Source organism: Lentzea waywayandensis, assembly GCF_900115955.1.
Taxonomy (GTDB): domain Bacteria; phylum Actinomycetota; class Actinomycetes; order Mycobacteriales; family Pseudonocardiaceae; genus Lentzea; species Lentzea waywayandensis.
Genome location: NZ_FOYL01000012.1, coordinates 266801 through 278452, shown reverse-complemented (window position 1 = coordinate 278452; position 11652 = coordinate 266801). Strand labels below are relative to the sequence as shown.

Annotated in this window: 11 protein-coding genes; 2 read left to right on the top strand and 9 right to left on the bottom strand. The window is 69.9% G+C overall.

The genetic code is table 11. From position 1 onward, the window contains the following. The 7 genes from BM417_RS36205 to BM417_RS36180 all read right to left on the bottom strand — a co-directional run bounded on the left by BM417_RS36205 (position 1) and on the right by BM417_RS36180 (position 7197). Entirely contained in the window at positions 1–915 is a 915-nt protein-coding gene (locus BM417_RS36205) for a DUF6895 family protein (RefSeq protein ID WP_093603838.1), read from the bottom strand. A gap of 2 nt (positions 916–917) precedes the next feature. Beyond that, complete coding sequence (locus BM417_RS36200) at positions 918–2102, bottom strand: glycosyltransferase (protein WP_093603836.1); 1185 nt, start codon at positions 2100–2102, stop codon at positions 918–920. After that, a complete protein-coding gene (locus BM417_RS36195) occupies positions 2099–4198 on the bottom strand; it encodes a prolyl oligopeptidase family serine peptidase (RefSeq protein WP_093603834.1) in 2100 nt (699 codons plus the stop codon). Before BM417_RS36195 ends, BM417_RS36200 begins: the two co-directional genes overlap by 4 nt. Before the next feature lie 2 nt (positions 4199–4200). Continuing rightward, the gene (locus BM417_RS36190) at positions 4201–5388 is read right to left on the bottom strand and encodes a radical SAM protein (protein WP_093603832.1); all 1188 of its coding nucleotides are present in this window, start codon (positions 5386–5388) and stop codon (positions 4201–4203) included. Between the two features lie 140 nt (positions 5389–5528). Next, the gene (locus BM417_RS49980) at positions 5529–5654 is read right to left on the bottom strand and encodes a hypothetical protein (RefSeq protein ID WP_281251390.1); all 126 of its coding nucleotides are present in this window, start codon (positions 5652–5654) and stop codon (positions 5529–5531) included. Positions 5655–5965: 311 nt separating this feature from the next. Then, positions 5966–6613, bottom strand: a complete 648-nt coding sequence (locus tag BM417_RS36185) for a response regulator transcription factor (RefSeq protein WP_093603830.1) — start codon at positions 6611–6613, stop codon at positions 5966–5968. Beyond that, positions 6610–7197 carry a sensor histidine kinase gene (locus tag BM417_RS36180; protein WP_093603828.1) on the bottom strand — a complete coding sequence of 196 codons (588 nt, stop codon included), beginning with the start codon at positions 7195–7197 and terminating at the stop codon, positions 6610–6612. The genes BM417_RS36185 and BM417_RS36180 overlap by 4 nt, the downstream gene beginning before the upstream one ends. A 29-nt stretch (positions 7198–7226) precedes the next feature. Here BM417_RS36180 and BM417_RS36175 point away from each other — a divergent pair, with 29 nt between their 5' ends. Continuing rightward, positions 7227–8723 carry a polysaccharide deacetylase family protein gene (locus tag BM417_RS36175; RefSeq protein WP_143138951.1) on the top strand — a complete coding sequence of 499 codons (1497 nt, stop codon included), beginning with the start codon at positions 7227–7229 and terminating at the stop codon, positions 8721–8723. Further along, complete coding sequence (locus BM417_RS36170; protein ID WP_093603824.1) at positions 8720–9451, top strand: hypothetical protein; 732 nt, start codon at positions 8720–8722, stop codon at positions 9449–9451. Before BM417_RS36175 ends, BM417_RS36170 begins: the two co-directional genes overlap by 4 nt. Here BM417_RS36170 and BM417_RS36165 read toward each other — a convergent pair. Together BM417_RS36165 and BM417_RS36160 are read right to left on the bottom strand one after the other, a co-directional pair. After that, positions 9429–10400 carry an NAD-dependent epimerase/dehydratase family protein gene (locus BM417_RS36165; protein WP_093603822.1) on the bottom strand — a complete coding sequence of 324 codons (972 nt, stop codon included), beginning with the start codon at positions 10398–10400 and terminating at the stop codon, positions 9429–9431. The genes BM417_RS36170 and BM417_RS36165 overlap by 23 nt on opposite strands. After that, positions 10333–11637, bottom strand: coding sequence for a nucleotide sugar dehydrogenase (locus BM417_RS36160; protein ID WP_245822427.1), 1305 nt, complete (start codon positions 11635–11637; stop codon positions 10333–10335). Before BM417_RS36160 ends, BM417_RS36165 begins: the two co-directional genes overlap by 68 nt. Positions 11638–11652 lie beyond the last annotated feature (15 nt).

The following is an 11652-nucleotide window of genomic DNA, read 5'->3' as shown; positions in this document are numbered from 1 at the left end:
TTACCTGACGGCCAGCGTCATGAGAGCGGTCACCAGCGTCGTGTGGTAGCACCGGCGGAAGAACCGGCCCGGTGGCAGCGACAGCGGCACCCCGCTGGCGGCCGAGCGTCCAGGGATGGCCCCGTCGGCCCGCTGGGCCCGCGCCAGGCACCGGATGCCGGCCCGCCCCGACGGCGTGGCGAGCACGTCGCCGCCGAGGCTCGCGAGCGTGATGAGCAGCTCGCTGGTCAGGTCCCAGAGATCCTCGTCGGCGGACGAGTCGAGCATCGAGCAGACCGCGCGTTCCGCTCGCTCACGGACGTCAGCGGGCAGGCCCATGTCCCGATGTCCGTAGTCGCCGAGGAAGAACGCCGTGTGCGTCAGGGCGTAGGCGGTGCCAGTGGACACCGGCGGCGCTGGCGGAGTGCCGAGCAGGCTCTTCGCCGCCAGATCCCGGTAGGACTCCAGGGTGTGTTCGAGGTTCGCCTTGTCGGCGTAGTAACGGGTTTCGAGCTGCGCGTACGCCGATTTCCCTTGCGGTGACAGGTAACCGTCTTCCGTCAGCCGCGCGAGCACCGCTTCGCGCAGGTCCGAACGCGGCGCCAGCGCGACGTACACGATCCGTTGCGAACCGGCGTGCACGTCCCCGTGCGTGTCCATGAGCTCTACGAACTCCGGGCGCAGGAAGATCGCCCGGAGCAGCGCGGTCGCCTCGTGGAACAGCTCGTCGTCCGGCTTCAGCTTCTCCCACCGGTGGCAGAAGATCGCAAGTTCGAGCGCTGCCTTGACCCTTCTGTTCTCCGGCAACGGCGACGAGGGCGAGAACGGGTCGAAGTACGGCATGTTCCGGCCGAGCCACCTCATGCACCCTTCGGCCAGACCGCTGAGACAGTCTCGTACCCCCGTGAGGGTTTCGGCGTCCGTGGTGCCGGTCATGGTCATCCTTTCCGGAGGGCAGGCGACGCGGCCGCGGCCACACCGGACATCGCCTGCTCCACGACAGCGGCCGCGCGGGCGGCGCTGTCCTCGGCCGCCAGCTCGCGGCCGAGGTCACGAGCACGGGCACGTAGTCCGGGACTCCGCCATGCCCTGCGGAGCACGGCGGCCGGGTCGCGGGAGACCGTGGCCGGGACGCGGACGGCCACACCCGCCCGCAGACAGGCGGCGGCGAGCAGCGCCTGCTCCGCCCCGTTGGGCGACACCGCGAGCGGGAGACCCTGCCGCAGCGCGGCCAGCACCGGCGCCGACGTGGCGCTGGTCAGCACCAGCCCGGCCCGGTCGAGCAGCGGCCCCATCCACGGCTTGTGCACGAGCAGCATGTCGGTACCGGGAGCGGGCCGCGGGTCTCGTGACCGCCCACGCTCGACGACGCCCAGGAACGGCCCTCCGGTGAAGGCCGCGTTCAGCAGCGGCCACAGGTTGAGGCCTTCGAAGTAGCGGCCGAGATGCACGTAGACGATCGGCTTGGCGCTGCGGTCCAGGCGCGCCGAGAGTTCTTCGAGCTCGCCGGGGCCGGCCGCCGGTTCCCAGGCCAGCGGGCCGACGTGATGCACCCGGTCGGGCAGCACCGCGTCCGGGTACTCGAGCGCGGGCGAGCCGCGCAGCAGCAACGCGGTGCCCAGCAACGGGTTGTGCGGCTGCCGACACGGGCGTGGGGGAAGGCCGGCCTGCTCCCGCAGGGCGGTGTGATGCCCGACGGTGTCCAGGGTCCGGACCCGCCGGGTCTCCCCCAGCGGCTCACCCTCCCCGCCGGCCTGGTAGTCCCACAGGTGGATCGACAACCCGACCACCACCACCGGGATGTCCAGCACCTCGGCGGCGACCAGGGCACCGTGGCAGAGCACCGACGTCACGAGCACGTCAGCCCGCACCTGGATGGCCGCGCGCAACGTGGCCCGGTACTGCTCCATCCCCGTGCGGCCCCAGCGTGCGGCCGAGAACCCGGTCCGCTCACCGAACTCTTCCACCGCCGCGAACGACAGCCCGGCCTCGGCCAGGACGGGCGCCACCCTGGCATGACCCAGCGCGGTGACGGCATGGCCGCGGCGGGCCAGTTCACGCCCGGCCGCGATCACCGGATAGAGGAAGCCTCCATCGCTGAGCGGGCAAAGGAGGACGTTCACGTCCCGCCCCGGAGGGCGGGCAGGCCGAGCTGGGCACCGAGGAAGGCGAGGGCCTGACCGTAGAGCTCCGCCCGGCGGGAAGCGGCCCGGCTGCCGTGCCCCACCCCGCGTTCGAGCCAGAACAGCACCGGCCGGTCGCCGGCCGTGGCGTGCTGCAGGGCGGCGCACATCTTGCGCGCGTGCAGGGGATCCACGCGGGTGTCGCCGTCCGCGACGGTGAACAGGACCGCCGGGTACGAGGTTCCCAGGCGGACGTGGTGATAGGGCGAGTAGGACAGCAGCGTGCGCAGCTGGTCCGGATCGCCGGCGCTGCCGTACTCGGGCACCCAGCTCGGGCCCAGCCCCGACAGCTCGAAGCGGGCCATGTCCAGCAGCGGGGACATGCACACCGCCGCGGCGTACTTCTCCGGATGCTGGGTGATCGCCCCGCCGACCAGCAGCCCGCCGTTGGAGATGCCCATGATCCCGAGCCGGCCGGGCTCGGTCCACCCCTCTGCGACCAGGTGCTCGGCGGCCGCTGTGAAGTCGTCGAAGCTGTTCTGCTTGTGCTCGCCGCGGCCCGCCCGGTGCCACTGCTCGCCTTCGTCACCGCCGCCGCGCACGCACGCGGCGGCGAAGATCCCGCCCGCACGGACCCAGGCGAGGGCCTCGGAGGAGAACTTGGCCGACACCGGAGTGCCGAAACCGCCGTAGCCGTAGAGGATGGCCGGGCGCGGGCGGTCCGGGCGGCCCGCCGCGGAGACGACGAACATCCGCACGGTGGTGCCGTCCCGGGACGTGAACGTCTCCTGCTTCGATGTCACTCCGTACTCACCCGCACGGTTGTCACCCCGCGCCCACACGCTGGTCCGGCCGGTCCGCGCGTCGTAGTGCATGACCTGCGGCGGCGTGCCGAAGTCGGTGTAGGCGAACCACGCCTCGTGCCCTCCTTCCGGCCGCACCGAGAGGTCGCCGATCGTGCCCGCCCCGGGCAGCGGCACGGTGCCGACGCGGCGGCCGCCGACCAGGTCGTGGACGGTGATCTCGGCTGTGGAGTGGCTGAGCCAGGCGGCCAGCCCGAGCGGCCGGGCGAGCTCGCTGCCCCTGAGCACCGCGAAGTCGGTCAGCACCACGCCAGGGCGTTCCGCGACCACCTGCCGCCAGGCGTCCGCGGTCGGGTGCGCCGGAGAGCACGCCACGACGCGGCCGTACGGCGCACCCTGATCGGTACGCAGCCACACCACGTCATCCGGTCCGGTGCCGGCCGCCGTGTGCGGCCGGGTGCGGGCCCCGCCACGCTGTACCGGCCGCAGGTCGGGACGGTCCGGCGGGCTGGCGGACAGGTCGGCCAGGTAGACGTCGGTGGCCGGGGCGGTGCCCTCGGTGGCCGTGATGGTCAGCCAGCGCCCGTCCCCGCTGACGGCCACGCTGTAGAACTGGGCCTTGGACCGCCCCTCGCCGAACACCAGGACGTCCGCGTCCGGCGCGGCTCCGACCTTGTGCAGCCAGACCCGGCGGTGATAGCGCGTGTCGCCGTCGCCGACGACCGGTGGCAGGCACCTGATGTAGTAGAGCAGCTCGCCGCCGGGCAGCCAGCCGACCGTCCTGCCGCGGATCCGGTCGACCGGCCCGTCGACGACCAGACCCGTCGCCACGTCGAGCACGAACAGCAGCGAGTCCTCGGTGCCGTCGTGGGAGATCTGGTAGGCGACCCGGTCACCGGCCGGCGACGGTTGCCAGGCCTCCAGCGTGGCGCGGCCGACCGGCTCCAGGGTGTTCGGGTCCAGCAGAATCCGCTCGACCCCGCCGTCCTGGACGAACAGCACGGGAAGTTCCTGCCCCGCCCGCCGCCGGGGGACGAAGACCCGCTCGCCGCGGACCTTCGGCGTCATCACCCGGTCCTGCGCGCTCAGCGCCGCCACCTGCTCGTGCCACCGGTCCGCGTCCGGCCAGCCGGCTCGCTCGGCCTGGAAGAGGGCTTCCTGCGCAGCGAGCCAGCGAAGCGTCCGGGGGTCGGTGGGATCTTCGAGCCAGCGGTACGGATCACGAACGTGCAGGCCGTGCGGCCGTTCAACGGGGTCTTCGGGAGTCGCGTCCGGGTACTGGCGCGGCGGCATGGTTAGAGGCGCCCGGTCTCGGCGAGGTAGTCGAGCAGGGCGGCGTCCACGGCGTCACGGAACGCCCGGACGTCAGGGGCATCAGGACTGGGGTCGTACCGGTCGCCGCACTGGAGCCAGCGGTCGCGGGTCTGCTCGGCGGGCAGGTAACCGGTCGCGGCGGTGCCCACCTCCCAGCCGGGCTTCCCGGCAGTCTCCCAGCAGCTGGACAGGGTTCCGTCGGCGTTCACCACCGCGCCGTAGCGGCCGTCGCCGTAGCCGCACGTGCGGCACTCCTCGGTCGCGCGCGGCCGGGGCACCCGGAAGCCGAGCTCGAGCGCCTGCCGCTGCCACCGGGAGAACGAGGCCGACAGGTTCCGGGTGTGGTCCAGGTCGTTCTCGTATCCGACCCCCATGTCCCTGATCTGGTCGAAGGAGATCGTGCACCGCGACACGTCCAGCTCCCCCGCCAGCCGCGAGAGCAGGCTGTCGATCCCGCCGTGGGTGCGGTGCGAGACGTTGACCCGCAGGACCCACGACATCGGGGTGGCGTCCGAGGCACGGACCATGTTGCGGACGATCGCGTCGAAGGTCCCGCCGTTGGACCGCCGGACCCGGATCTGGTCGTGGTCGGGCCGGTCCCCGTCGAAGGTGACCTGGATGTGCCGCAGCTTGACGTCCCACAGGTCCTTCGCCAGCTCCGGCGTGAGCAGCGTGGTGTTGGAGATCATCCAGGCGCGCACCAGGCCGTAGTCCGCCGCACGGGTGAGCAGTTCCAGGCAGCCGCGCGGGTTGAGCAACGGCTCCCCGCCGAACAGCAGGATGCTGAGCTTCTCCAGCCCGCCCGCGGCCATCTGGCGGCCCGCGAAGTCGAGGATCGAGGTGGTGTCCTGCGACTTCAGCCGCACGTGCCCGATGCGCGGCGGACGGTTGCCGCCGGCCAGGTCCGGGCCAGTGTTCTGGAAGCAGTACCCGCACCCCAGGTTGCAGTCGGTGCTGGTCAGCACGGTCAACGAGTACAAACGGTTCTGCGGGGCGGCGAACAGCCCGGATTCGCGCAGGCTGTGCTCCGCGCGTGGTGTCAGTGTCCCCTCGGGGGACAGTTGCCCGGCTCGGAGACGGGCTATGCCACCCCGGCCGAGGAACCAGTAGTTCTTCTTCCCCGCGAGGATCCGCGCCCCGCTGTGCAACTCGACGTGGTCCAGGCTCACAGAAACTCCGCAGGGTTCGCTGATCCCGATGACGACTTCTCCGGCTGCGGGCGCCCAGGGATCCGGCTGTCCCGATCCGCCCACCGCAGGTATTCGGAGGAGGCGCGTCAGGAGATCCGGATGCCCTGGGCAGTCCGTCGCTACAGGGCTTCAGAGGAGTTGAAGGTGCAACCGGCGTTCAACTCTTCGTCCTCGTCGTCGCTGTGCGCGACAACCTCGATCTCCTCAGGGGTCTGACCCTCGGGTTCTTTGGTCTCGTCTGGCATGGCGTGTGACCTCCAGCGGGTAACGGCGAAGTCCGATGCCTCGCGAGTCACCGTATGAATCCGTGGTTCGGCGACGCCCAACCAGCGGTAGGGATTCGGTAAAACCAGCACCGGAGAGGCCGCGCGTACCTCCTGGTCCGGCGGTCTTTTGGCCTTGGTGTCAGGCCTTGGTTTCGCGAGGAGGTCGATGACACCGCACGACGCATCGGCGCGGCGCCGAACATGGTCACCAGGGCGCATCGACCCGTGCGGTTGGTCAGCCGCTTCCGCTCACGGCCGTCCCGGCATGACGCCGCGCCGACAGACGGACGTCAACCGCTGCGGTCGAAGAGGTCCGCGTTGAGAAGGCCGTGCCGCACCGCCAGTGAGGCGGCCTCCAGACGTGAGTGGACGCCCAGCTTGGTCAGCAGCGACTGGACGTGGGTGCGAACGGTGGTCGCGGAGACGCCCAATCGGCGTGTCATCGCGGCGGTCCCCAGCCCTTCGACCAACATCGTCAGGCATTCGCGCTCGCGCTTGGTCAGGTAGGTGGCGAGCCGGAACGCGTCCGCGGCCGCGGGAGAGCGCTTGGGGCCGGCAGGCGAGGGAAGGTCCACGACCACCTCGCCGAGTGCGACCCGGTGGATGGCGGCCGCCAGCGCCGCGACACCGCAGGACTTGTGCACGTAGCCGGTGGCTCCGGAGTCGAGGGCCCGCACCACCGTGTCGCCGTCTCCGTCCGCTGTCAGCACCACGACCTTCACACCCGTACCGACCACTGCCGCGATGTGGTCGATGGCGTCGCCGTCGGTGAAGTGCCGGTCGACGACGCACACGTCAGGTCGCGTCGCCTGCACGCGCTGGAGCAGCAGGGCCACCGTTCCCGCCACCGCGGACACCTCGAATCCGCGCTGTGTCAGCACGGTCCGCAGTGCGTCGACGAACACGGCGTGGTCGTCCGCGAGCACCAGGTTGATCACGTGTCCCCCTGTAGAACGATCCGGGCACAGGTTCCACGCGGCAGCCGCGCACGCATGTCGAAGCTGCCCCCGCAGGCCTCGACCAACCCGGTGACGATGTTCAGGCCCCGCGAAGCCGAACCCGGCGCGCCGTTCGGGAAACCAGGGCCGTCGTCGGCCACCTCCACGACCACCTGGCCGCTCCTGGACAGCACCGCGCGAACCTCGACACGCCCGGTGGGCCCCGCCGCCCGCACCGCGTTGTCGACGACGTTCTTCAGGATCCGCCACAGCACGGACTCGGTGATCCTCAACGACACGTCGTCGCCGGGGCTCAGCACCACGCAGGTCTCCGCGACCTCGTCGACGAGCGTCACCAGTTGTGCCGCCATCGTGCGCACCGACACGACTCCCGGCGTCGACGAACGTTCGACGACCTGGCTCACGTGGTTGCGGAGCCTGACCATTTCATGATCGATGAGCTCCACCTTCCGAAGAGTCTGCGCGGACAGCTTCGGATCGTCGCGCAGCCCCTCGACGAGGCACGAGAGCGTCGCGAGGTCGTGCCCGAGGTCGTGCAGCAGATCCCGCACGGCACTCGGCATTTGTAACTCCTTTTGTCCCAATAACGCCGTTGCTCGATCAGAGATTCAGTTTGCGCGATGACGAGCCTCAGCGCGAACTGGCACGAAAAATAGAGGCCAACGACCTGCATAAGAACCCAATGCACTCCGGACCCGCGAAAGACGTACGTCTGCTCGTCCACCTACAGGAGTCGCCATCAGCATGTTCGAGCTACGTTGGGTTCAACCGCGCGGAATGTGAGTACTCCTCGATGAAACTGCTGCCGGCTGTCGCGCTCCTCGTCGCCGCGCTCGCCGTCGTGCCCGCCGTCGTGCCCGCCGCGGCGCAGCCCACCAGCCCCGTCGTCGTTTCGATCACGATCGACGACGGCACCGCGGACCAGGTGGCCGGCGCGGACATCCTGGCCAGGTACGGCATGCGTGGCACGTTCTACGTCATCTCCGGCGCGATCGACACGCCCGGATATCTCACCCGCGCGCAGATGGAATCACTGAAAGCGGCCGGGCACGAGATCGGCGGACATACCGTGTCACATCCCGATCTCACGACTATTGCGCTCGACGAAGCGCGCCGGCAGATTTGTACCGACAGGGTCACTCTCAGCGACTGGGGTTTTCCACCGACCTCCTTCGCCTATCCGTACACGGCGTTCAACGCCGATATTCAGCGAGTGGCCCGCGAATGCGGGTACAACAGTGCCCGCACGCTGGGCGACATCCGCTCTCCACAGGACTGTCCGGACTGCGTGCTCACCGAGCAGGTTCCCCCGGCCGACCCCTTCAACGTGCGGACACCGGATCTGATCAACACCAGGTGGACGCTGGACGACCTGAAGTCAGTGGTGGTCGACGCGCCGGGGGGCTGGATCCCGTTCGTGCTGCATCAGATCTGTGACGGCTGTTCGGAGCTCGCTCTCAGTCCGGCGATCCTCGATCAGTTCCTCGCCTGGCTGCGCGACCGGGGCACGCCGGTGCGCACGGTGCAGGAGGTGATGGGTGGTGCGACCAAGCCCGTCGTCCCCGCTCCGCCGGCCGCACGCGACGAACTGGTGAACCCCGGCCTCGAGAACGGCCCCGACAACGCCGATGGCCTCCCCCAGTGCTGGTCGACCGCGGGCTTCGGCAAGAACAAGGTCACCAGGACCCGCACCGACGACGCGCACTCCGGGCGATGGGCGCAGCGGCTCGACGTCATCTCCTACCACGACGGCGACACGAAGATCCTGCCCAGCCAGGATCTCGGCACGTGCGCGCCGAGCGCCACGCCCGGCCGGGCCTACCGGGTCAGCGCGTGGTTCAAGTCCACCGGCTTCACCCAGTTCGCGCTGTACCGCAGGCTGCCGACCGGGGGCTGGGTCTACTGGACGGCCGGCCCGACGATCGGCCCGTCCGATGCCTGGTCGAGAGCGACCTGGATGACACCGGCGCTGCCGAGGGGTTCGACGGGCATGAGCTTCGGCCTCGCCCTGGTCTCGGTCGGCTCGCTCACCACCGACGACTACGGCTGGACGCGCGCGAGTACCGCGCCTCGGGCCAAGGCGTCATGAGAGCGCTGCGCACCGCTCCCCTGTTCGCCGTCCTCCTGATCGCCGCGTGCACTCCGGAACCACCGGCTTCGAGCCCGGACTACCCGTGGCACAACGGGGTCGTGGCCACGACGTTCTGGGTCGGCGAGGTGTTCGACCCCGACGCGAGCGACGGGAGCCAGGTCCTGTCGACCTACGACGCGCGGTGGCAGGAGAACTACGGCGGCTGCGACGGCGTCCTGTCCGGCGGGACGTGCGAGACCGAACCCCGCACCGCCGCCAACGACTACTTCCCCACCGCGATGACGCCGAAGCACAACCCGTTCTACCTCGACCTGCCCTTCGACGACCTCAACGACCCGCTCGCCTTCGCCAGGCGAGCGAAGGTCGTGCCGTGGGCGGACCAGCCGGGATTCCGCGGCAGGGAGACAGATCGGGGCTTCAGCTACCTCAAGAACCGCTGGGTGCAGCTGCGCAAGGACGGCCGGACCTGCTACGGCCAGATCCAGGACGCCGGCCCCGCCCAGTACGACGACGCCGAGTACGTCTTCGGCACCGACGACCGGCGGCCGGTCAACCGGGAGTTCAACGGCGCCGGGATGGACGTGTCGCCCGCGTTGAACGGCTGCCTGGGCTTCACGGACCTCGACGGCGAGTCCGACGAGGTCGACTGGCGGTTCACCGACGACGGCAACGTGCCCGACGGCCCGTGGAAGCGCATCGTCACTACCCAGCCAGTGGTGCGCTGACGTCCTCGATGACCGACGCGATGATGTCGTCCAGCGTGCGCCGGGGACGGAATCCGATCTGCTGAAAGGCACGGGTGCAGTCGGGCACGCGACGCAGCATGTCCTCGTACCCCTCGCCGTACGCTTCGCCGTACGGCACATAGGTGATCTCACTGCTGGAACCGGTGGCGGCGATGATCCGCTTCGCCAGCTCGGTGATCGTCACCTGCTCGGAGCTGCCGAGGTTGAAGACCTGCGCGGTCGCGGTGTCGTCCTCCAGCAACGCGATCAGTGCCGGCACCACGTCCGCGACGTGGCAGAAACACCGGATCTGCTGCCCGGAGCCGTGCACGGTCAACGGTTCCCCGGAGAGCGCCTGGCCGATGAACCGGGGCACGACCATGCCGTAACGCCCGCTCTGCCGCGGCCCGACGGTGTTGAACAGGCGGACGATCACCGCCCTCAGCCCCAGCTCCTTGGCGTAGATGTGCGTGAGCGTCTCGTCGACCGCCTTGGCCTCGGCGTAGGACCAACGGCTGACCAGCGGGGACCCGATGATCCGGTCGTCGTCCTCGGTCAGGCCGACCTTGGTGTTCTTCCCGTACACCTCGCTGGTCGACGCGAGCAACAGCCGGGTGCCGTAGCGATAGGCCGCGTCGACCACGTTCTCCGTGCCGCGGATGTTGGTGCGCAGGCTCAGCAACGTCTTGTCGAGAATCGTGAACAGCCCGACCGCGGCGGCCAGGTGGTAGACCGCGTCCACACCGGAGACACATCGGTCCACAGTGGACGAGTTGGTCACCGATCCGTGGATGATCTCCAGTCCGGTGTGGCCTGCCACCCCGGCGAGGTTCTCGGCACGCCCGGTCGTCATGAGGTCGAGGACGGTGACCTCGTGCCCGTCAGCCAGCAGCCGCTCGGTGAGGTGGGAGCCGATGAACCCGGCGCCCCCGGTGACCAGGATCTTCATGGTGTGGCCTCGCGAATCGGTAGGTGGCGTCGAGCACGACCGGACACTGGTGCGCCCACTGGTAGTCGAAGCCGGGGTGGATCGTGTGGATGACGGCGAGATCCCAGTCCGTGGCGGACGGGTCCGGTTCGCTGTCCATGGCACCGCCGTGCGGCAGCACGATCCTGGAGATCAACGGGTCGTAGAAGGACACGTCGGCGCCCCGCGCGCCCAGCTCCGCGATGATCTCCAGCGCGGACGACTCGCGCAGGTCCTGCACGCCCGGTTTGTAGCTGACGCCGACCACGACGATCCGCGCACCCCGCAAGCCGCACCCGACGGCCGACAAGGTCTCCACCGCGTGATCGACGACCTGACGCGGACGCGCGGCGATCGACCGCATCGCCTGCTCCACGATGGGAGCCGTACGGCGCGATCCTCGCAACTGCCACAACAGGTAGTGCGGATCGCACGGAATGCAGTGCCCGCCGACGCCCGGTCCCGGGTAGGACACCAGGAATCCGTACGGTTTGGTACCCGCGGCGTGCGTCACCTCGATGGGGTCCAGCCCGAAGCCCCGGCTGATCTCGGCGAACTCGTTGGCCAGCGCCAGAGTCACCGCGCGGAACGAGTTCTCGTACAGCTTGGTCAGCTCGCTCGCCTCCGGTGAGCTCACCTGGTGCACGATCGGCGCGACGAGCGTCAGCACGGCACGGGCGCGTTCCGCGCACTCCGGTGTGGCCCCGCCGACGACGCGCGGAGTCCGCTGCTGGAGGTGGTCCGGTCTGCCGGGATCGATCCGTTCCGGGCTGAACGCCACGTAGACGTCCCTGCCCGGCACCAATCCCCTGCGCTGCAACGGTTCCATCAGCAGCTCGCGCGTCGTGCCGACGAAGCTGGTGGAGGTGAGGATCACCACCTGACCCGGCACCGCGTGCTCGACGACCGACGCGCACGCCGCACGCAACGCGGTCAGGTCGGGGGTGAGATAGCGGTCCAGCGGCGTCGGCACGCACACGATCACGGCGCCGGCGTCGCTCAGGAAGGACGCGTCCGGTGTGAGGAGGAAGTCCTCGTCCCCCAACGCCTCGATCAGCCTGAGCCGGTCCTCGTCGAGCAGGTCGGCCGAACCGTCCCTGATCACGGCGAGCCTGCGCTCGCTGATGTCGATGCCGATCGTCCGCACGCCACCCGAGTAGAGCTCGAGCGCGGTCGGAAGTCCGACGTACCCCATGCCCATGATGGCAACTGACTTCACATCCACGATTCGACA